The organism is Opitutus sp., from assembly GCA_024998815.1.
GTDB lineage: Bacteria > Verrucomicrobiota > Verrucomicrobiia > Opitutales > Opitutaceae > Rariglobus.
The window spans coordinates 154608-176766 of sequence record JACEUQ010000001.1 but is presented as its reverse complement, the minus strand read 5'-3'; the positions used below and the strand labels follow the sequence as shown (position 1 = coordinate 176766).

General features: G+C 58.4%; 18 protein-coding genes. 3 read left to right on the top strand and 15 right to left on the bottom strand.

Annotation, left to right across the window (positions count from 1 at the left end):
- Positions 1 to 8: 8 nt before the first annotated feature.
- From pgk to H2170_00680, 3 genes are all read right to left on the bottom strand, one after another.
- Positions 9 to 1253, bottom strand: coding sequence for a phosphoglycerate kinase (gene pgk / locus H2170_00690; GenBank protein MCS6298608.1), 1245 nt, complete (start codon positions 1251 to 1253; stop codon positions 9 to 11).
- Between the two features lie 102 nt (positions 1254 to 1355).
- Positions 1356 to 2402 (bottom strand): type I glyceraldehyde-3-phosphate dehydrogenase, encoded by a 1047-nt coding sequence (gap, locus tag H2170_00685; protein MCS6298607.1) that lies wholly within the window; start codon positions 2400 to 2402, stop codon positions 1356 to 1358.
- 156 nt (positions 2403 to 2558) lie between these two features.
- Positions 2559 to 5084 carry a glycoside hydrolase family 1 gene (locus tag H2170_00680; GenBank protein MCS6298606.1) on the bottom strand — a complete coding sequence of 842 codons (2526 nt, stop codon included), beginning with the start codon at positions 5082 to 5084 and terminating at the stop codon, positions 2559 to 2561.
- 149 nt (positions 5085 to 5233) lie between these two features.
- On the opposite strand from H2170_00680, the gene mnmA reads away from it, so the two are divergent.
- Positions 5234 to 6328, top strand: a complete 1095-nt coding sequence (mnmA, locus tag H2170_00675) for a tRNA 2-thiouridine(34) synthase MnmA (GenBank protein ID MCS6298605.1) — start codon at positions 5234 to 5236, stop codon at positions 6326 to 6328.
- Between the two features lie 63 nt (positions 6329 to 6391).
- Here mnmA and H2170_00670 read toward each other — a convergent pair whose 3' ends face one another.
- The 5 genes from H2170_00670 to H2170_00650 all read right to left on the bottom strand — a co-directional run bounded on the left by H2170_00670 (position 6392) and on the right by H2170_00650 (position 11391).
- Positions 6392 to 6895, bottom strand: coding sequence for a hypothetical protein (locus H2170_00670; protein MCS6298604.1), 504 nt, complete (start codon positions 6893 to 6895; stop codon positions 6392 to 6394).
- 11 nt (positions 6896 to 6906) lie between these two features.
- Positions 6907 to 8613, bottom strand: coding sequence for a type II/IV secretion system protein (locus H2170_00665; protein ID MCS6298603.1), 1707 nt, complete (start codon positions 8611 to 8613; stop codon positions 6907 to 6909).
- Positions 8614 to 8619: 6 nt separating this feature from the next.
- A complete protein-coding gene (locus H2170_00660) occupies positions 8620 to 9138 on the bottom strand; it encodes a hypothetical protein (protein ID MCS6298602.1) in 519 nt (172 codons plus the stop codon).
- Between the two features lie 16 nt (positions 9139 to 9154).
- Positions 9155 to 10180, bottom strand: a complete 1026-nt coding sequence (gene obgE, locus H2170_00655; protein ID MCS6298601.1) for a GTPase ObgE — start codon at positions 10178 to 10180, stop codon at positions 9155 to 9157.
- A 74-nt stretch (positions 10181 to 10254) separates the two neighbouring features.
- On the bottom strand, positions 10255 to 11391 hold the full coding sequence (locus H2170_00650; protein MCS6298600.1) for an aminotransferase class V-fold PLP-dependent enzyme: 1137 nt from the start codon (positions 11389 to 11391) through the stop codon (positions 10255 to 10257).
- A gap of 105 nt (positions 11392 to 11496) precedes the next feature.
- Between H2170_00650 and H2170_00645 the strand changes: the two genes are divergently transcribed.
- Positions 11497 to 12012 (top strand): peptidylprolyl isomerase, encoded by a 516-nt coding sequence (locus H2170_00645; protein MCS6298599.1) that lies wholly within the window; start codon positions 11497 to 11499, stop codon positions 12010 to 12012.
- 80 nt (positions 12013 to 12092) lie between these two features.
- Here the strand turns inward: H2170_00645 and H2170_00640 are convergent, their stop codons facing one another.
- The 6 genes from H2170_00640 to rho form a co-directional block, all read right to left on the bottom strand.
- Entirely contained in the window at positions 12093 to 12617 is a 525-nt protein-coding gene (locus H2170_00640) for a PAS domain-containing protein (GenBank protein MCS6298598.1), read from the bottom strand.
- Positions 12618 to 12796: 179 nt separating this feature from the next.
- Positions 12797 to 14893, bottom strand: a complete 2097-nt coding sequence (locus H2170_00635; protein ID MCS6298597.1) for a hypothetical protein — start codon at positions 14891 to 14893, stop codon at positions 12797 to 12799.
- A 2-nt stretch (positions 14894 to 14895) separates the two neighbouring features.
- Positions 14896 to 15276: a hypothetical protein gene (locus H2170_00630; protein MCS6298596.1), complete on the bottom strand. Its 381-nt coding sequence runs from the start codon at positions 15274 to 15276 to the stop codon at positions 14896 to 14898.
- Positions 15277 to 15280: 4 nt separating this feature from the next.
- Positions 15281 to 16975: an ATP-binding cassette domain-containing protein gene (locus H2170_00625; protein MCS6298595.1), complete on the bottom strand. Its 1695-nt coding sequence runs from the start codon at positions 16973 to 16975 to the stop codon at positions 15281 to 15283.
- A gap of 234 nt (positions 16976 to 17209) precedes the next feature.
- Positions 17210 to 17749, bottom strand: coding sequence for a DJ-1/PfpI family protein (locus H2170_00620; GenBank protein MCS6298594.1), 540 nt, complete (start codon positions 17747 to 17749; stop codon positions 17210 to 17212).
- A gap of 181 nt (positions 17750 to 17930) precedes the next feature.
- Positions 17931 to 19196 carry a transcription termination factor Rho gene (gene rho, locus H2170_00615; GenBank protein ID MCS6298593.1) on the bottom strand — a complete coding sequence of 422 codons (1266 nt, stop codon included), beginning with the start codon at positions 19194 to 19196 and terminating at the stop codon, positions 17931 to 17933.
- 127 nt (positions 19197 to 19323) lie between these two features.
- Here rho and acs point away from each other — a divergent pair, with 127 nt between their 5' ends.
- Positions 19324 to 21297, top strand: coding sequence for an acetate--CoA ligase (acs, locus tag H2170_00610; GenBank protein ID MCS6298592.1), 1974 nt, complete (start codon positions 19324 to 19326; stop codon positions 21295 to 21297).
- Between the two features lie 105 nt (positions 21298 to 21402).
- Here acs and H2170_00605 read toward each other — a convergent pair whose 3' ends face one another.
- Entirely contained in the window at positions 21403 to 22119 is a 717-nt protein-coding gene (locus H2170_00605) for a zinc metallopeptidase (protein MCS6298591.1), read from the bottom strand.
- Between the last annotated feature and the right edge of the window lie 40 nt (positions 22120 to 22159).

Below are 22159 nucleotides of genomic sequence, written 5' to 3'. Positions count from 1 at the left end.
AACGCATTTTAGCTTTCAAGGAAGACCACGCCGGGCAGTGACTTGCCCTCGAGGAACTCGAGGGAAGCGCCGCCGCCTGTGGAGCAATGGGTGACCTTGTCGGCGACCTTGAATTTCTTCGCGGCCGTCGCGGTGTCGCCGCCGCCGACAATCGTCGTGGCGCCCTTGGCGGTGGCCTCGGCGATGGCATCGGCCATGGCCTTGGTGGCCGTGGCGAACTTGTCGAACTCGAATACACCAGCGGGGCCGTTCCAGATGATGGTCTTGGACGACAGGATCGCTTGGCGGTAAAGCTCGATGGACTTGGGGCCGGCGTCGAGACCACCCCAGCCGTCGGGAATACCGGTGGCGAGGTCGGCGGCGCATGTGTTGGCGTCGGGCGAGAAGGCGTCGGAGCAAACGAAGTCGATCGGGAAGATCAGCTCAACGTTGCGAACCGCAGCCTTGGCTACGAGCTCTTCGACGATCTTAGCGCCTTCCGGATCGTACAAGCTGGTGCCGATCGGGGTGCCGCGAAGAACTTTATGGAAGGTGTAGGCCATGCCGCCGCCGATGATGATTTTATCGGCCTTATCGAGCAGGTTTTTGATCAGGGGAATCTTGTCGGCGATCTTGGCGCCACCGAGTATGGCGAGCAGGGGACGATCAGGATTATCCAAGACCTTGGCGAATGCCTTGAGCTCGGCTTCCATGAGGAAACCAGCGGCCTTGATCGGCAAGGTCACGCCAACCATGGAGCTGTGAGCGCGGTGGGCGGTACCGAAGGCGTCGTTGACGTAAACGTCGGCGAGCTTCGAAAGACCGGCGCGGAACTCAGTCACTTTGGCCGGATCGGCTTTCACCGAGGTGCCATCTTCGAGCTTAACCTTGCCCTCTTCCTCGATGTGGAAGCGCAGGTTTTCAAGTAGGAGGACTTGGCCGGGCTTGAGGGCGGCGGCGGCCTGTTCGGCTATGGGGCCGACACAGTCGGTCGCGAATGCCACGGGTTTACCGAGAACCTTCTCTAACTCGGCAGCGATGGGCTTGAGGGAGAATTTTTCGATCACCTGGCCATCGGGACGGCCGAGGTGGCTGGCGAGGACGACGGACGCACCTTTTTCGAGCGCGTATTTGATCGTGGGCAGCGCGGCGACAATGCGGGCGTTGTTGGTGATAGCACCGGTTTTCTTGTCCTGGGGGACATTGAAATCAACGCGCATGAACACGCGTTTACCGGCGAGATCGAGGTCGCGAATAGTTTTGAATTTGGCCATATGTAAATCCTCAGAAACGAAGTGCCCACGGAACACACAGAATACACGGAAGAGTTAATTCCGTGTGTTCCGTGTATTCCGTGGGCAATACCTCAGTGGTAATTAGAGCTTGGAAGCGATCACCTTGGTGAGGTCGACGACGCGGTTGGAATAGCCCCACTCGTTGTCATACCAGGAAACGAGCTTGAAGAACTTGCTGTTGAGCTCGATCGAGGAACCGGCATCGAAGATCGAGGACTGCTTGTCGTGGATGAAGTCAGAGGAAACGACTTCGTCTTCGGTGTAACCGAGGATGCCCTTGAGGTAGGTCCCGGAAGCCTTCTTAAGGGCGGCCTTGATCTCGGCGAGGGAGGTTTCCTTGGTGGTCTTGAAGGTCAAGTCGACGACGGAAACGGTCGGGGTAGGCACGCGGAAGGCCATACCGGTGAGCTTGCCCTTGACGGCAGGGAGAACAAGCGCGACGGCCTTGGCGGCGCCGGTGGCGGAAGGGATAATGTTCTGAGCGGCGGTACGGCCACCCTTCCAGTCCTTCTTCGAGGGGCCGTCCACAGTCTTCTGCGTGGCAGTGTAGGCGTGCACGGTCGTAAGCAGGCCTTCCTCAAGACCGAAGCCTTCCTTGAGCAGCACGTGAACGAGCGGCGCGAGGCAGTTCGTGGTGCAGGAGGCATTGGAAATAATGCTGTGCTTGGAGACGTCGAGCTGGTCGTCGTTGACGCCCATCACAACGGTGATGTCTTCGCCCTTAGCAGGGGCGGAAATGATAACCTTCTTGGCACCAGCGGTGATGTGGCCCTTGGCCTTCTCAGCGTCGGTGAAGAGACCGGTGGACTCGATGACGATATCAACGCCCAACTTGGCCCAAGGCAGCTCGGCAGGGGACTTGGCGGAGACAACGAGGATCTCTTTGCCGTTGATCACCAAGACGTCATCCTCGGCCTTGTCGGGGGAGGACTTTTTGGACGAAACGGTACCCTGGAACTTGCCCTGGGTGGAGTCGTACTTGACGAGATAGGCTAGATTGTCGGCCGGAACGATGTCGCCTACGGCGACGACGTCGAGGGTGTTACCGAGCAGACCTTGTTCAACAAGGGCGCGGAACACGAGACGACCGATACGACCAAAACCATTGATTGCGACTTTTACTGCCATGGGAGGAATCCGTTTCTATGAGTTAGGTTGCTGAAACAAGTTAATCGCGCCGTGAAGGCGCGAGATGAGCAAAGAAGGCGAGCCGTTTGCCGTTGGCAAGGGTTTTGGGTGCGCAACTTGTGGTAATTAAGATGCGTTTATTGGTCGCACGACCCGTTACGCATCAAGGATCCACAACGCGCAGCCTAGCGCCGGAAGAAATATTTCATTCGCTACGGTTTGCCGAAGCGCAGTTACGCCGGCGTTGCCAAAGAACCGCTCATGGTCGGCGAGTTGCCGCCAAGCCGGCGAAGCGATGCCCTCGCCGAGGGAAATCGTCACATCGCTGAGCGTGTTATTGATCGCAAAAAGCAATTGAACAGGGCCCTGCGAAAGGTCCGCATTATAGATAATCGCGGCAGCCGCAGTGATGCGCGCCCAATAAAACTGAAAAAATCCTTCGCTCGCGCGGGTAAAATGACGGACCAAGCGCCCCTCCTCGGAGCGTCGGAAGGCGATCCAATCTGCGTAATAAGTATGCGTGGACGGGAAGCGGAAAATGCGACGATAATCCAAGGCGTTCACCTCGCCCATTTGATAGGTATTGTGGATACCCAGCTTGGAGCGAATGAAGTCCTGTCCGGCCGAAAGCATCGGAATGCCCACGGACATAAATAGGATCGAAGCCATCAAATGCGTACGCCGACGATCATTGGCCGTTGGCGTGTCGCCGTTGCGATTGGCATTGTCGGTGATGTTGTCGATCCACGTCTTGTCGTCGTGGGACTCCGTGTAGTTAACCGTCTGAGCCGGCCATTTCGCGTAATACCACGGTGAGCCCTTCAGGTAGTACTCAAAGCCCTCCCGCGTTCCACTGCCGCGAACGTACTCACGCACAAAGTTGCGGTAACCATCATTCCACGACGCCCAGCCCGTGTCGCGCAATTCGCCCGCGATATGCCCGCGGAAACTCCACGGCTCGGCGATCAGTATGACGTCGGGCTTCACACGCTTGAGCGCGGTCTCGACCTTCATCAGCACGGGCGCACTCACCAAATCGGCCAGATCAAAACGGAAACCGTCGACGCCGTAGGTCTCAATGAGGTGCCGGCAACTGTCGATGATCAGCCGCGTGACCATGGCCGCGGAACAGCGTAGGTCATTGCCGCAACCACTCCAATTGGACAACTGGCCCTTGTTGTCCTGCTCGAAATAATACAGCCGGTCGACAAACATCAGATGCGCCGGCTCGCCAACGTGGTTGTAAACCACGTCCAAAACCACGGCCATCCCCCGCTTGTGGAAGGCATGCACGAGGTCTTGAAATTCCTTCACCCCGCTGGCCTTAGCCGGATTGGTGGCGTAGCCGCTATGAGGCGAAAAGAAATTGGAGGTCATATAACCCCAGTGATACTCGTCTGCCGAAGCGGCATCATTTTCCTGCACCGGCTGGAGTTCGACACAGTTCACCCCGAGCCGGTGTAAATAAAAATCGGGATGCTCGACCCACTTGCGGAGTCCGGCGAACCCACGCCGCTCGTCCCCGTCCAGGGTTAGTGGCGCGTGCGAAACCAAGTCGCGCACGTGTGCTTCGGCAATCACGAGATCTTGCCATGCCGGCGTCTTAAAGCCTCGATCCCCCTTCCCCACCCATTGTGGGTCGAGCACGATGCCTGGCCCGAGCCGACCGATCGTGGCCTGCGCGTAGGGATCCAGCACCCGATGCGCCGGCTCAAAAAGCCCGCAGACATCCCTTGGCCCGTCCACGTGGTACCAGTAGAACCAACCGTGTAAATTCTCGGTCAACACCACTTCCCACACGCCCGCATTTATACCACCAAGCTGACCGAGGCTATTGAGCGCATACCGATAAGGGGCGTGCTGCTCACTCAGTTGCGAACACACGCATAACTCAACGGTTTTAGCGCGGGGTGCGAACAACCGAAAAACCGTCTCGCCGCCCTTCACTCCGGCGCCCATCGGCAAGTTGCTTTCCATCTGGAAAAAGAAGTCGCCAGGCATCAGCGGTACGCTGTGTGAATCAGCCGCTTCCGACCAACGTTCCGACCACGCGGAAGATAAATCCAGGGGCGCCGAGAGGTCGGACTTAAACGAATACCAAAGTACCGACCAAGAAGACGACAAATCGAGGGGGGCGGCGAGGTCGAACTTGAACAAGTGCTGACCTGTACGATCAGGATCGATCGAATAGTTCAGGTTCCCCGTCTCGTCCCGCACGCCATTCGGAGCCGAATTGGGCACATTCAACCACCGTCCCTTATCGGTGACAAATTTGAACTTAAAGTGCGGCTGCCTAAAAAACCGCTCCGCCGGCCCCGACCAGATGAGCACTGATTCACCTCCCAGAGTTGCGGGCCGCATCGTCCATTCTGTGTGAAAAACCGCCTCTTGCCAACCGTTGAAATCGCCCGCGAGAAAAACCTTCTCCTTGTCGGCGATCACTTCGGGGTGAAGCTCACTTCGGATGAAAAACCAGATTTCGCCCTTACGATTAACGAAATAGGCGCTCTGACAGCCGAAGGTGTAGTCGGGCACTCGGTGTAACCCCGCAAAGCTCGCACCTGAACTCAACGTTAACGGAGGGAGCTTTCGCGCCCGCCAATCTTGGCAAAGCTCAATCACGCCCTGTGTCGGCGAAGTTAACCAAGCGCTAGCAATTTTAGGGACACGAGCAGCCATGATAGTGCCGCCGATATCATTGGGCCCGATGCCTTCGCACAAGACCGAAAACACAAGACGAGCCATCAACCAGAGGACTAGCGATTGACAAACCACCCGCTCCGATCACGTCGTCATGATCAGTGCCGAAAACCGAAAAAATCCTCGTCGCCATGTCCGGTGGAGTCGACAGCTCCGTCGCCGCCCTGCTGCTCAAGCGCCAGGGCCACGATCTGGTGGGCGCGTACATGAAAAACTGGATCAACGAGGACAACGTCATCGGCCACTGTCCGTGGATGCAGGACATTGATGACGCCCGTGCGGTTTGCGATCGGCTCGGTATCGAGTTCAGGGTGGTCAACCTGATGCAGGATTACCGTGAGCGCGTGGTCGCCTATCTGCTCGACGGTTACCAGCGCGGTCTCACCCCCAACCCCGACATCATGTGCAACCGCGAGATCAAATTCGGGGTCTTCCGTCACTGGGCCCGCGACCACGGTTTCTCAGCAGTGGCCTCCGGTCACTACGCCCGCCGTATCGAACTCACCAACACGCCGAGTCTCACTCGCGGCGACGAGGGACAGGCCGGCGGTGCTCGTTTTGCGCTTATTGAAGGTGCCGACAAGAACAAGGACCAGTCCTACTTTCTTTCCCTGCTTTCACAGGACCAACTGGCCGATGCCCGCTTTCCCATCGGCCACTTGCCCAAACCCGAACTGCGTCGCCTAGCCGCTGAGGCTGGCCTGCCTACAGCCGCCAAAAAGGACAGCCAAGGCATCTGCTTTATCGGCGAGGTCAAAATGCAAGACTTTCTCCGTCAATACGTGCCCGACTTGTCCGGACCGATCCTCCGCGCAACCGACGGCAAACTCATCGGCGAACACCGCGGGTTGCACTATTACACTCTGGGTCAGCGCAAAGGCATCGGCGTGCCGTCAAATACCGATAATCAGGCCTATGTCGTCGTCGGCAAACGCGCCGACGACAACGCGCTGCTAGTAGCGTTTGACTCAGCCGACGCGCCCGGGTTGTTCCAAGCCGAGGTACGTCTGCACGCATTGCAATGGAACAGTGCGCCGATCACCACTCGCTGCCGACTGGAGGGCCGTGTACGTTATCGCGACCCCAGAGTGGCGATTGAGTTCACCCCGCTTTCCGCTGACTCCGCCGTGGTCCGTTTCGACGAGCCCCAGCGAGGACTTGCGAGCGGGCAAATCCTCGCAATCCATGACGGCGAGCGCTTGTTGGGTGGTGGGGTGTACCTGTAAAGGCCCTACGCCGGCGTTAACGATCAGCGCGCAATCCTATAAACAGGACTCCATCCGCTGAAATCACAGCTTCAGCGCCTTGAATTCCTCTGTTTTAAAGGTACGAGGCAGGCCACGAGGATCGGCCATTTTCTGCATCGCAGGACTATTCGGATGATCCTTAAGCCCCTGATTTAACAGCGCGATTGCCTCGTCACCACGACCGAGCAAGGCCAGTACGAAGGCTTGCTGAGCGAGTTCTTCAGGCTGATGCCCCTCCTTATAACGATCAGCATGGAGCTCTAATGCGGTTTTATAGGCTTTGCGCGCACCGTCCGTTTTGTCCTGCTTACGACGCGCCATACCAAGGGTCACCCAGTATTCAGGCATGTCATCGCGCAGTTTTAGCGACCGCTGCATCAACTCTTCGGCACGGCTAAACTCACGGATCTGCATCGCGAACTGAGCCTCGCTGGCGAGCATCGCAGCCTCGGACTTAATCGCCGCAGGCACTTCCTTGTTTTTTTTGGAGCAGCCGGCACTAAGGGCAAGTACGGCGCAAACGAGCAGAGCAAACAATCGGTTCATGGGTGGTAAAATCAAAGATCGAGCGGAACGTTGGCAATTGCCTCCTCCATCGTGGTCAGGCCGTCCTTCACCTTTAGCATGGAGTCTTGATGAAGGGTCTTCATGCCCGCCCGCATACAGATTTTCTTAAGCTCGGCGGTTTCAAAGCCCTTATTGATGCCCTCGATGAGCTCTTCGGTCGTGATCATCAGTTCATGGATACCGACGCGGCCCTTGTACCCTGAACCTCCGCACTTGGGGCAGCCCTTGGGCGCCGCCTTGTAAATAGGCCCGCTCCAACCAAGCGCTTTTTCAAGGATCTCCTTCTCACGCGGAGTCGGCTCACTCTGGACTTTGCAGGTCTTGCACGCCCGCCGGATCAGACGTTGCGCGCAAACGCACAGCAGCGAAGACGAGATCATGAACGGCTCAATTCCCATATCCGTCATACGGGCAACCGTGCTCGGCGCATCGTTGGTGTGGAGCGTGGATATCAGCAAATGGCCCGTGAGCGCCGCCTCGACTGCGATGTTGGCGGTCTCCTTGTCTCGAATTTCACCCACCAGAATGATGTCGGGGTCTTGCCGCAAAAAGGCGCGCAGGGCACTGGCGAAGGTCAACCCGATCTGCTTGTGCATCTGCATCTGGTTAATGCCTGCCAAGGTGTACTCAATGGGGTCCTCAGCCGTACGGATCACCAACTCCGGCGAGTTGATCTCGTTAAGGGCGGAATACAGGGTCATCGACTTACCGGAGCCGGTCGGCCCGCAGTGCAAAATCATACCGTAAGGCTGCTGAATAACCTCGCGGTATTTCCGAAGATTCTCCTCGGAGAAACCCAAAGCGGTCATCGGCAGAGTGGACTTTTGCTTATCCAGAATACGCATCACCACGCCCTCGCCGTGATTGAGCGGTGCGGTAGACACACGTAAGTCGATATCGACGCCCTTTTTCGTATACTGCTTAAAAACGATACGTCCGTCCTGCGGCAAGCGTCGCTCGGCGATGTCGAGGTTGCACATGATCTTGAGGCGGGCTACGAGCGCCGGCCCAACCTTGGCAGGCAGGCGCAACTTCTCCTTGCAGATACCGTCGATGCGGTAGCGCACGACCACTTCTTTTTCCTGCGGCTCGATGTGAATGTCGGACGTACCCAAATAATAGGCGTCTTCGATGATTCGGTTGGAAAGCTGAATAATCGGGCCTGAATCCTCGGTGACTTCGTCTACCTCAACAGCATCAGCGGAAGTACCGAACTCGGCGCCGATCTGTTGAACTACGTCTTCGAAGCCGACCGAGCCAGGGGTTTCTTTAACGAACTTGTCCTTGATGTCTTTTTCCCGCCCCAGCAGACGGGCGACCTTCATCCCGGTCATCTCCTGTATTTTAACCGGGATGTTGACCTCAAACGGATTGGCGAAAGCAACGAGGAGCATGTCGCCTACCTGTCCAACCGGCAGCACGAGGTTCTCTTGGCAAAACTCTTGTGGGATACGCTCGAAGGTCTGGGGGGTAAGCTTCCAGCGGGCTACGTTAAAAGGGGCCATGTTAACCGCCTTGGCGCGCGCCACAAAAATCTGGAACGCAGTAACCCGGTACTCCTCGGTGAGCAGCTTGTCGAGCGCGTCACCATTGAGGTCGTCGGGGTGATTAACCAGCGCCTGAACCTGGACGTCGGTGAGACGCGCCATCCCAGCGAGCTTGGAGACAATCTGGGTCTGGATTTTTCCGAGAGGCATGGCGGATTAATTTGCGGGGGAAACCGGTACAGGAGCGCGAGAAGCCTCAAGCTTTTCCATATAGTCGGCGATGATCTCCAAATTGGTACAGTACCACACGACCGGCCCGCCCAATTGTTTTTCCCAATAGGTAATCACGGCCGGACTCAAGTAGTAGGCGGTGGCTACAAAATAAACCCCCTCTTCATGGTCGAAGGGGATCGTCCATGTCGCCCAGCATGAGTTCAAATCCGTGGCAGTCCCGAGCTCTTCGGGCACATCGTAGGAACGAAGATCAACGATTCCTACACCCAGCTCGTCCATCACATGGTGCAAAACATCCGCCTCCTGCACCACTTGCAGCTCGTAGGCGAGAATGGCGAGCACGGAGCTTTTGCGGTAGTTGCCACTCGCAATGAGCTCGAGCAGCCGCTCATTGGCGGACTCGAGATTTTCGATTTTAACCAAGTTGGCCTCGACCAGACTGGCGCCTAACAACCGGTTCGCCCGCATCAACAGCGATCGACCTTCTGGAGTCATACTCATGGAACGATGGACCGGCTCAGGCGGTTTTCTTGATCATGCGTGGCGTACCACCATTTTTGACCACCCGCTTGCGCAACGCGTCGGTTAGCTCCTCTAGCCCCTCGCCGGTGGCACAGGAGATTTCAATGATGTCCACCTTGTTACGGGTTTTGAATTTCTTGAGATTCGCCGCCGAGCTTTCGACATCCATCTTGTTGGCCACGACGACGCGGGGCTTTTTAAGCAGAGTCTTGTCGTAGAGCTTCAGTTCATTAACGAGCGTCTTGTAATCCTCGCGGGGGTCACGGTTGTCGGTGCCAGCCATGTCGATGAGAAACATGAGCAGTGTGCAACGTTCGATGTGCCGCAGGAAGCGATGACCAAGCCCGCGGTTTTCGCTGGCGCCCTCGATCAAGCCAGGAACATCGGCCAGCAGTAGGCGGTCATAGGATTTAGGATACTCGATGACACCGATCTGAGGGTGCAGCGTAGTGAAAGGGTAGGCTGCCGTTTTCGGGCGGGCCTTGGTGATACGCGTAGTCAGCGAGGACTTACCGGCATTGGGGAAACCCACCAAGCCGATGTCGGCGATACTCTTGAGGATGAGTCGAAACTTGCCGATTTCGCCCTCCTGACCGGCGTTGGCTCGCTTGGGCGCCCGATTGGTGGCCGTTTTAAAATGGGTATTTCCCCAGCCGCCGTTACCGCCCTTGCACAGAACGATGCGTTGACCGTCCTCGATGACTTCCGCGACGGCCTTGCCGGTTTCCTCGTCAATGACGACGGTGCCGAGCGGCAGCCGCAGAATGCATGAGTCGCCTTCTTTGCCGTTGCAATCAGCGCCTTGACCGTGCTCGCCCACCTTGGCGTTCCAGTGCGGCTTGTACTTGTAGTCGATGAGGTTGTTGGTGTCGTCATCGCCCAGAAGGACAACGTCACCGCCACGACCGCCGTCGCCACCGTTGGGGCCACCCCACGGTTCATACTTTTCGCGGCGGAAGCTCACGGCTCCACGTCCGCCGTCACCGGCTTGAACTTTAATTACACACTCGTCTACGAACATAAACCGTAATGGTGCACAAAGCGGGGCGCTTGCCAAGGGATGCCTTTGCAAAGACTGAAAAACTCATCCCTCCCCTACTCTCGCACCTCCACAGCGACCCCGATAAAAGCGCCAAGCAGCGCTCCCCAATCCAGCTCGCTCGTCTCCCATCCCGCACTCACTCGCACCAATCGCTGGGCAGTATCGACTTCAAAACCGAGCGCCGCCAGCACCGGGGAAGGGCCGGACTTGCCGGTCGCGCAGGCCGCGCCGGTCGAAATCTGAAATCCGCGTTTATCGAGCCGTGTGACCCAGCGCGTGCTTGCCCCAAAAGGCATGATCAACGCCACTGTATTCCAAAGCCGGTCAGCACCAACGGCCACCACGCGTAAGCCCGGAAGGGCAAGGGTGAGGTCGCGCTCAAAGTCATCGCGCCAACGCAGTCGTTCCGTCTCCAGAAAAACCTTTTTTTGTTCGGCCTCGGCCAACGCCGCGCCCATCGCCGCGATTGCAGGAAAATCCTCCGTTCCTCCACGGTGGCCACGCTCCTGCTCGCCACCGAGTTGGCCGCGCAGCCCCTCGGACTGCGGGGCCAATTTAAGTAACCCCACCCCTTTCGGGCCCCCAAATTTGTGGGCTGAGGCTATAACGAAGCCGTGTCCCCCGATCCCGCCGGCGGGCAGTTTGCCCAGCCACTGGGAGGCGTCGCACAGGTAGGCGACGCCGGCCTGCTGGCACAGCTCGGCGATGTGCGCCCACGGCTGCAAAAACCCCGTGACGTTATTTGCCGCCATCACCACGACGGCAGCAATCCGGCCGCCAGAGTAACCTAATAGGTTACTTTGCCGGAGTGCGGCCACATCCACCACGCCCGCCGCGTCCAGCGTTAGCCAACGCACACGAGTGCCAAATAAGGCCAGCGCCGGTGCCAAAACGCAGGGGTGCTCGGTCGGGTTGAGCCCGATCAGGGCATCGGCAGGCAAGGTGCGCGCCCAATGCGCCAAAACGAGATTGGCCCCCTCCGTTGCACCGGAAGTAAACACATAACGCTCAGCCTCGCCCCCCAGCAAAATGGCGAACTTTTCCCGTGCTGCTTCGAGGCGAATCTTCACCTGCGCGCCCGCCCGATACGGGCTCGAGGGGTTTTGCCAGGCCTCGTCCTGCGCCCGTAGCCATATTTCGCGGGCAACCGTGGCGAGGGGGGTGGTGGCGTTGTGGTCGAAATAGGGCATGTGTGCCTCACTGAAATCTCAAATCCGCAAAGGCCAAACCCCAAAATGAAGGCCTTAGTTTGGCTTGCCCTGCGGAGGCCCCGCCGGCTTGCTCGCCCTTTTCCCATGAGCACCTCCACTGAACAAGCTATCATCAAGACCTCCCTCGGCGAAATGACCCTCGCCTTCTGGCCCGACGTCGCGCCAAAGACGGTCGAAAACTTCAAAAAACTCGCCAACGAGAAGTTCTACGATGGCACCGCGTTTCACCGCATCATCAAGGGTTTCATGATCCAGGGTGGCTGCCCCAACACCAAAAAGGGTGCCAGCGGTATGCCTGGCACCGGCGATCCTGGCTACAAGGTGAAGGCCGAGTTCAACGCCAAGGCCCACGTGCGCGGCGTCATCTCGATGGCCCGTTCGGCCAGCCCTGATTCGGCGGGTTGCCAATTCTTCATCTGCCACGGCGACGCTAGCTTCCTCAACAAGCAGTACACCGCGTTCGGCCAGTTGGTCGCCGGTGACGACGTCCTCGAGAAGATTGCCACCGTCGCGACGACCAACGGTGGCGGCGGCGAAAAGAGCACCCCTACCCAACGCGTCGAAGTGGAGAGCATCCGCATCGTCACCGTTAGCCAATAAGCCTAGCGCTTACCCTAAGGCACAAAAAAACGACCTCCGATTACGGAGGTCGTTTTTTTATGCCGTGAAAGTCGGCCGGTTCAGTGATTTTCCATCACCGTCGGTAGGGACGCTTCGAAGGCCTGCATCTGGCTGGGGGTGATGCCCGGCTGGAAACGCAGCACTGAAAGGATGTGCGCCTTGGACTGCTCCACGTCGTATTTACTATCCATGGCGATACGATGAACCGTACCGATCAGACCGAGGACATTTCCGCGTTGATCGCAAATCAGCATCTTGATGGCGGTGGAGTAAAACTTTTGGCCCTTGGCATCCACCGACTCCTGCAGGCGGATAACCGGGGTTAGGGTTTCAAACATATGGGTTTCGGCCGAGTAAAAGGCCTCGGCCAAACGCGCTGGGAAAAAGTCGAAGTCGGTTTTACCGGCCAACTCGGCTTCGGTGCGTCCCATGTGAGCCAGATGCGAGCGATTGCTGAACAGGAATCGGCCGTCGACATCCTTGATAAACACCAAGTCGCGAACCTCGTCGAGGATCGTGAGCAGGGGGCCCCCGCGTTGTGTCTTCACGTAGGTGGCAAGATCGTAGGCATCTATTTTGATCATTTTAGGGGTATCGTTTTAAGTTGGGGCTAACGCTGCAGCTGCATCAGGTCGACTCACCGAGGGAATATTCGAGTGGATTATTCGTCGATCACTCCAAGCTCAATGGGTGCGCATAAAGGGGATTAACCGAATGTGTTAGGCGGGTTGGGCGGTGGCGTAAAGCAACAATTCCGTGCCGGTTACCGAACGATCGGGGCTGGGACTTCCGTGGAGAGTTGCGTCATGATCGACTCGCTCACCCGCGACAAACCAGTGCGGGCAAGCTGACTCGCCGGATGGATATCCTGGGCGGCCAGATATTGGGTAAGGCTAGCGGCAAAACGTTGGTCGGCTTCGTAGCGCTTGGCTTGATCCAGTCGGCCGACGAACTCCGCAACCCGGGGTGCAAGCTGGGCCATGCGCTGATTGAGCACGACGTCATTGGGTGCAAAAGCGACTGCCGCGACCAGCGCCTCCCAAGCTGAAAAGGCATTGTTTTGCGCCAGGAGTTCCTCGGTCTGCGCGAGGTAAATTTCCACGCGCGCCATGCGATCAATGACGGCTTTCAGTTGTGGGGCGCGAACCCCGTCGTTAAGGAAGGCGGCGGCTAGTTCGGCCCGGCGTTCGTAAATACGCCGAAAGTCATCGCGCTTAAAGGCATCGTCAAAGACCACCCCGGCTTGGGTACCCATATCGGCCTGGGAGGCCATGTTTTCGCTGTAGTTCTTGATCGACGGATTGAGCGGCCAGAGCTGCGCGGACTTCTCAACCAACTCCTGTGCCTTGGCGTAATCGCCCGTGGCTGCCACCTGCTGGGCTGCACTGAGCGCGAGCGTACTCATGCGTTGTGCTGAACGCACCGCAGCGTTCACCTCGGCTGAGCGGAAGTCGCCGGTCAACGTACCAATCTCGTCGGTGAGGTGGATAACGGCCTCATAATCCTTCAAATCCGCGAGCTTACGCGCTTCGTCCACTTTGCGGTAAAGCGTCAACAGTGCATCCTTCCGTGCTGGATCAAACTGGGTGACCGCGGGAAGGTATTCACCGAGGAAAAATGTCTCCTGAAGGCGCTCCAGCGCGGCGATCTTCCGATTGCCATCATAGCTGGACCCCACTGCCGACATGCCACTGTTGACGTCGTTGATGGCCTCGCGGGACAAAAACTCGATGGTTTCGACCGTCATGGCCAGATCGGTCGAGGGGAGGAATGACGAGAGCTCCTTTTTACCGACCTCCAGGTTTTGGTGAGACCCCTTAAAAATGTAGCGGTAAAAACTGGCGGCAATCAGCGCGTGTTGGAATCGGCGCTGCATGAACAGGCTCATGATCTGGCTTTGGAACTGCAACTTCGCCTGGGTAACCGACAGCATTCCGGCAGCCTCCAAGGACTTAATTTTAACCTCGGTCTCGGCGAGATCACGGGCCTGCATGGTCAGATTGGCGCCACCGACCGTAGTACTGCTTCCGATAGTTTGCCGTGGAGCGGACCCATCACCTGACTTTTTAGCGCCAGCGCCGGTGGTCGTCTTCGTGCCCGTAGAGTCTGTTGTGGTGGTTGTAGAGCCCGAATCGGCGCCACCTGTATTCAAATTTCCCAGCAGCGCTGAACTAGCAACCGACTCGATCGTCTTGCCTGTCTCCGATGCCATGACGTCGGCGGAATAGACCACCCGACCTGATTGTTGGCGGCGGATGCGTTGAAGTTCGGATTGGGTGACCATGATGGCCTCCTTCTCATCGCGGATGCGCCAGGCATTAAAAACCTGGTTGGCAACCCCGAGACTATTACCGCCGTCCGCCTCAAATTCGGCGGCCCGATAGAGCAACTTCCACGCGGCCACTATATTTTCCTGAGACCCGTTGGCGGTGCGGGTGGAAAGCCGGTTAAAAATCTCTGTAACCGTCGCGGCGTAATCATCCTGATCACGTGTCGCCGGCAGCGAGAGGTAGCGCTCAAAGCGGCCGCGGAAAACGCGGAACTGGCCCACATCATAGGAATGCCCCTTCCAATTCATCGTCCCCTTTTCTGGGTCGATCGCGTCGGAATTGGTGTCGAAAGCTTGGTTAATCACCTTCAGCAGAGTACCGCTCTCTAGGCTATTGATGTTAACTGCCCTAGTCAGCGATTCGGCAGCGGAACCACCGGCGGAAGGGTTAACTCCTGAGGCCTTCCCAGCAGACTTTGCCGCGCCGGTGGCACCCGTGGTAGCCCCAGCGTCTGTCCCGAAGGGATTGTCCTGTGCGTGAAGAGTAACTGAACCAGCAGCGAAGAGGAGGATGAGCGGGAGGCGGCGCATGGTCAGAGTTTTTTGAGGTTTTCCACGTAGAGCAGGCCGCCCTTACGAAGGCTGACTTCAAAACGGTAACGCTGAGCAACTAAAAGATTAGCCTTCATCGAATCCGAAATGAAAATCGGCAGACGGGCACTGTCGCGGAGCGTGCGCACTGCAATGATACGCCCGAGTCCCTCGCGCCAGTTTAGCTGCGCATCAATCTCGGCCTCCAGTTCGTAGCGATTGCCAAGCAGGTTGTCGGGCGCCGCCAAAAACGCGCGAACCGGAAACGGTTCCCCTGAACGGCCGCAACCAGTCGCCAGGAAAAGCGGGGCCAACAGCAGCACGAACAACAGGTAACGAAACGCAACACGCAGGGGCGAAAGCGACATAGGGGGTAGGTTCATAAGTTCATGGCCAACATTTTTTCTGGCAACCCCAAAACACGAGGATGGACCCGACCAAAAAGTGCGCGCCGAGCACGCCCACCGCAGCGAGGGGCGGCGCTAGCCAGCCCTTGTCGAGCGTCACCACCGCGTCATAAAACCGCGAGTCGGTCATCGCCATGAGGTATCCGGCCCAGCCCCAATAGGTGGCAATAAACGGCCGCACCGCCCACACCAACGCCGACGGCAGCGCCAGCACCACTCCCGAGAGCGGCAGCTGAAACCCCACCAAATAAATCGACAGCAAAGAGGCTTTGTCGGGCGAGGCTAACATGGCCGAAATTCCTAGGCAGACCACACTCATTGAGGCGCCAGTCGCACTCAGCACAGCCAACTGCGCTCCCCACCCGCCCGGAAACTCGCAGAGCAATTTCACAAAAATCGTCATCCATGCGCCTTGGGCCGCCCCCAGCAGTGCGGTGTACAGGAGCTTAGACCAAGCGTAAGCCGTCGGGCGCAATCCCGACATGCGCTCCTTTTCATAGAGCGCACGTTCGGCGGCAATCTCACGCGCGCCGTTGTTGCTGCCCATCAGGCTGAGCAGGATCACTTGGAAAATGATCAATCCCGACACCAAGGTGGCAGTCTCCGCCGACGCCTGCCGGTACGCCGCGCGGGCCTGCAAGGTCTCCAAAAAGCCGCCCGTGCTCTCCAAGGCCAAGCCCTTCATCTGCGGCAAACCACCGAGCGCAAAAATCACCACTAAACAGGGAAACCCAAAGGTGATTGCCAAGGTGAGCAGCAGGTAACCGCGGTCGCGCACCAGCAAACGCCAGCGGCGCGCCAACAGAGTGCGCAGTTGGGAAAGCGCCGACGGGCGCTCACACGGCCCCCGCTCCGTGCGCCCGTGGCCGGCGGGAACGACGGTCGCCGCCAGCGCCGGCTTGGCGTGATCGGCCCCCGCGACCACCGCCGCCCATCGCTCCTGCCAATGCGTACGGGGTTGCTCGCTCAGCCGATCATAGAGCTCCAGCGCATCCGCGATTGCGAAGTGGTCCAACATCGCCACCAGCGGCCCTTGCCAGACCACCGCGCCCTCAAACACAACCGTGACCGTGTTGAATTGCGCCAACTTGGCCAGGTTGTGAATCACGCACACCACGGTCTTGGCCCGCTGGTCGGCCAGCGCCCGCAACACCGCCAGAATCTGGTCCTCCGAGCGTGGGTCGAGCCCGCTGGTCACTTCATCGCACAACAGGCAGGTCGGGTCAGTCGTCAGCTCCAGCGCCAAGCCCAGTCGGCGCAACTGCCCGCCACTGAGTTTTTCCACCACCGTGTTCCCACGCTCACTGAGGCCGACCAACTGAAGGAGTTCGGCGTTGCGGGCGACCAAGCTCGACTGGTCGTGTTTTTGATACAGCCGCAGCGCACAACTCACCGCTTCGGCCACGGTAAGTTTGGCGTGGGCGATACTGAATTGAGGAGCGAACGCCACCTCGCGTAACAACTCCTCGCGCGAGGCAAGCACCCTGCCGTGCAAACTCACCTCACCCTCCGAGGGCAGGATATCCAAAATGCCCTTCAACAGCGTGGTTTTACCGCAGCCAGAAGGGCCAATCAACGCATGCAAGCCCCCCGTCGGGAAACAGGCCGTGGCGCCGTGAACTAGCGGCGCGGCGCCGAGACGAGGACGGACAGTGAGGTTACGACAAGCGAGCATGAGGTATTAAAAAAACAGGACTATGCACTTAGTTATCGGCTCCATTCCGTGGGTCTTAAGCAGGCCAGGGAAAATAAGAAACGACCACCCCGCGCACGATTTCGGATAAAGACGGCAGGAATGCCCTCTCGGTTACAGCAAACAGTGCGTCACAGCTCGCCCCCATCAATAAGAATTACAGGCAGTTACAATCAGCCCCCCGCCCGGCGCATCTCGGTGCCATTGGCGCTATCGTTAAGCGCAGATCGATTGCGCTATATCCAGCGAGGCTTGGGGTGAAACAAGTTTCTCGACTAGCAGCAGCCCAAAATCGACTGCGGTGCCCGCACCTCGCGAAGTAAGCAGTTGCCCGTCGGCCACTGTGCGCTCGTCGCCGAGGAGTGTCGGCAGTTCGTTCGCGACAGAAAAATGGGCGGTGTACCTTCGGCCAGCGAGCAAACCGGCGTCATTGAACACGGTTGGCGCTGCACAAATCGCCGCCAGCCAGCGATGAGCGGTGTGATGGGCCAGAACAAGCGTCCGTACACGCGGATCGGCGCGCAGGAGTTTTACCCCGGGCCCGCCGGGAATGAGGAGCAGGTCGAAGAGTTGATCTCCAACCGCCGACAACGGCGAATCGGCATGTAAGGTGATGCCACTGCGCCCCGTGACATGAATGGTTTCGGCTAGCGCAGCTACGGTGACGTTGACGCCAGCGCGGCGTAAAAGGTCGATCGGAGCAATGGCCTCCAGCTCCTCAAAACCTTCGGCTAGAATGACAAGAGCAGTGCGCATAAAATAAAAAAGCTAGGGAAACGGGCGAAGGAAAAAGACGCGTAATCAAACCACTGCACCCGAACCGTGTGCTAGGTGCAGGCTCGTCAGCAATCCAAGCGGAGCAGACTGGAAGTCTGCGCTACTTTTAATGCTAAATTTTGAACTGACTAACGCGCTAAAATCGGCGCTAGGGCCGGACTTAGCGGGCGATTAACTTGAGGAACTCCTCGTTGGTCTTTGTCTTGGAGAGACGGGCAATCATCGTGTCGGTCGCCTCTTCAACCTTCTGGGCGACGAGGGCGCGGCGGAAGAAGTGGATCGAATCGAGTTTCTTGGCGTCGATGAGCAACTCCTCTTTGCGAGTGCCGGAGGACTGGATGTTCATCGCCGGCCAAAGGCGCATCTCAGCGCACTTGCGGTCGAGCACCAAGTCGCTGTTACCCGTGCCCTTGAATTCTTGGAAAATCACGTCGTCCATGCGGCTGCCGGTCTCGACGAGCACCGAGGCCACGATGGTGAGCGAGCCACCTTCTTCAACGTTGCGGGCCGCAGCGAAAAGCTGGCGGGGTTTTTCAAGTGCGCGCACATCGAGACCACCCGAGCCGGTGCGGCCGGAGTTTTTAAGCGTGTTGTGAGCGCGGGCCAAGCGGGTGATTGAGTCGATAAAAAGCACGACGTCCTTGCCGACCTCCACCAAACGCTTGGCGCGCTCGATAGCCATGTCGGCGATGCGCACGTGGCTGTCCACGTTTTCATCATTGGACGAAGCCCAGATTTCGGCGGGGACGCTACGACGGAAGTCGGTGACCTCCTCGGGGCGTTCATCGACCAGCAGGATCATGACGTGGCACTCGGGGTGATTTTGCAGCACGCCCAAGGCTAAATCGCGCAACAGGGTGGTTTTTCCGGTGCGCGGCGGAGCGACAATAAGGCCGCGCGTGCCTTTGCCGATGGGGCAAAATAGATCGACGGCACGGGTGGTCATACGGCCGTCCTTGAGCTCGGTTTTGAGCTGTTTGTCGGGCGACATGCTGGTGAGCGCGATGAACTCGGGCCGATCCTTGCGCTCATCGATGGAGATGCCGTCGACAGTCTCGACGAACTTCATCTTTGGGTTGGTGAAGCGCCCCTCGGCGGGCCAGGCGGTGCCGGTGATGCGGCTGCCTTGGCGTAATTTGAAGCGGCGGATCAGCTCCTTGGGAACAAAGGTATCGGATGGGCGACGTTTGCCGTAGCGCGTAAGGTCAAGAAGTTGGCCGTTACCCCCCTTCTGGATGTCGATGTCGAGAACGCCCTCGACGTGGATGACGACCTCAGGCGGACGCTCAAATACGGGAGGAGCAACGGGCGCGGACACCGCAACGGGAACGGCGGCGACAGGGATGTCAGCGGCAGCCGGCAGGGGCGCAGGTTGGCTCTCGACCGGAGCCGGAGCGGGGATGATGGGGGCGGATGTATTAGCCATGAGAATGAATAAAAAAAATGAGAAGAAGCGGACTGCATAAGGGGTGCTAAACCGTTGGCACACCATTGACGGGATTATAAACCGCAGAAACAACGGTCATAGCCCCAGCGCACGAATATCCGCGCGCATGAAAAATCCTAAAAATAATAACGTGTCAGAACCTAAGATTACCTCCGAGTCCCGCGAAAAACGGGTTTTCAAGCCTTCAGCCGAGTTTCAACGTCAAGCCAACTTAGGAAGTCTTGCCACGTATAAGAAGCTCCATGCCGAGTCTGTCAACTCTCCAGAAAATTTCTGGGGGCGGCAGGCCAACGAGCAGCTGGTCTGGCGCAAGCCGTTCACCACGGTATTGAACTGGAAAAGCCCGCACGCCGAATGGTTTAAGGGCGGTAAGCTCAACGTTGCCGAAAACTGCCTCGATCGCCACCTCGGCACCGCACGCGAGAACAAAGCCGCGATTATTTTCGAGGGAGAGCCGGGCGATGTGCGCACGATTACTTACAAGCAACTCTCTATGCACGTGAGCCGTCTGGCCCATGTGTTTGAAAACATGGGCATCAACGCTGGAGATCGCGTGGCGATTTACCTGCCCATGGTGCCCGAGGCGATCGTCGCCATGCTGGCGTGCGCCCGCATCGGTGCGGTGCACACGGTGATCTTCGGCGGCTTCAGCGCCGAGGCGATCAAGGATCGCATCAACGACTGCCAAGCCAAGCTAGTCATCACCGCCGACGGGGGTTGGCGGCGCGGCAAAGTCGTGGAGCTCAAGTCTGTGGTCGACCGCGCCCTCGAGGGAACCCCGAGCGTGCAAGCGGTCATCGTGCTCAAACGGACCGGTAACGAGATCAACATGGTTGAGAGCCGTGACATCTGGTGGCACGACGCCTGGAAGGGAGGCCCCAACCAGCACAAAGCCAAGGCATTCGACAGCGAACACCCGCTTTTCATCCTCTACACCAGCGGCAGCACGGGAAAACCCAAGGGCGTTCTCCACACCAGCGCCGGTTACCTGCTCGGCGCGAAGCTCTCCGCCCACCACGTCTTCGACCTCAAGGAGAACGATCGCTACTTCTGCTCCGCCGACATCGGCTGGATCACCGGCCACAGCTATGTTGTTTACGGCCTGCTCGCCAACGGTTCGACGGTATTCCTTTACGAGGGCGCGCCCAACCAGCCCGAACCCGACCGCTTCTGGCAGATGATCGACCGCCACGCCATTACCATCCTTTATACGGCGCCGACGGCGATTCGCGCCTTTATGCGTTGGGGCGACAACTACGTTCTGCGCCACCGTCTCGACTCACTGCGTCTGCTCGGTTCGGTCGGCGAACCGATCAGCCCCGAGGCGTGGCGCTGGTACCATGCGATGATCGGCAAAGGCCGTTGCCCCATCGTCGACACCTGGTGGCAGACCGAAACCGGCTCCATCCTCATTGCCACGCTGCCCGGTGCCGCCCCGCTCAAGCCCGGTGCAGCCGGTCTGCCGTTCTTCGGCGTTGCGGCCAAGATCGTCGACGAACAAGGCAAGGAAGTGCCACGCGGCACTGATGGCAAAATGGTCATCACCAAGCCCTGGCCCTCGATGCTGCGCACCCTATGGAATGACGACGCACGTTACCAAACGGCCTACTTCGGCGACTTCCCCGGCGTTTACTTCACCGGCGACGGAGCCAAGCAGGACAAAGACGGTTATTTCTGGATCTCCGGCCGCGTGGACGACGTGCTCAACATCTCCGGCCACCGCATCGGCACCGCCGAGGTAGAAGCCGCACTGGCTTCGCATCCCTCGGTTGCCGAGTCAGCCGCAGTGGGCCGTCCCGACAGCCTCAAGGGCCAAGCGCTCGTGGTGTTCGTATCGCTCAAAACCGGTGTCGTCACCAGCGATGCACTCAAAGAGGAACTCCGCTCGCACATCGGCCGCGAAATTGGCTCGTTTGCCAAGCCGGACTCCGTGCGGATTGCCGCCGGCCTGCCGAAAACCCGTTCAGGTAAAATCATGCGCCGTATTCTTAAGGAAATCGCCGCCGGTCGCGAAGTGAAGGGCGACACCTCAACCCTGGAGGATTTCTCCGTGATCGCCGCCCTGCAGAAGGAGGAATGATATCCGCCCGCTACAGCGGCCATGGGTGGCCGCGGTAGCGGAAATCAGGACACAAAAAAAAGACCGGGAGGCCCAAAGGCTCCCGGTCTTTTTTTTACACAACGGTTATTCTTCGCGGCGATTGCTCCCCATCAGCATCATGACCACGTGTAGCAAGGAGCCCAACGCGGCCACAAAGGCGGCGACGTAAGTCAGCGCCGCAGCATCGAGGGTTTCGTTGGCCCCCTTAATCTCGTCCTTATCAAGGATGCCAAGGGTAACCAACTGCTTCTTGGCTCGGCGGCTGGCATCAAACTCAACGGGCAAGGTGACCAATTGGAATAGCACGATGACGGCCAGCGCAACGGCGCCGATCATGAGCAAACTATAGCCGAGCGAACCGAAACCTTTCAAGAACGTGAGCATGAGAATACCCGCCATGATCACGTAGTTGGACACACCGGCGGCGATCTGGGTGGCCGGAGCGATGGTTTGGCGAACCGTCATCATGCTATAGCCCACTTTGTGCTGGATGGCGTGCCCGGCTTCGTGCGCCGCCACACCCAGCGCGGCCAAGCTGGTGCCGTTGTAATTTAACTCCGACAACGCCAAGCGGCGGTGAATGGGATCGTAATGGTCGGTGAGTTGGCCGGGGACTTCGACGATTTCTACATTGGTGATGCCCGCAGAGCGCATCACTGCGTCGGCGGCCTCACGACCGGTGATGCGGCCGCGCGAAGGGATTTGTACGTTTTTATTGTACGCACCGTGCACGCGCATCTGCGCGTATAAGCCGAACAGGAAGGGACCTATCAAGATGGCGAGATACCAGAGTGAGTTCATAGTTTTGTTAAAGTGTAGCAGAAATGAGCCGTAAAACCGC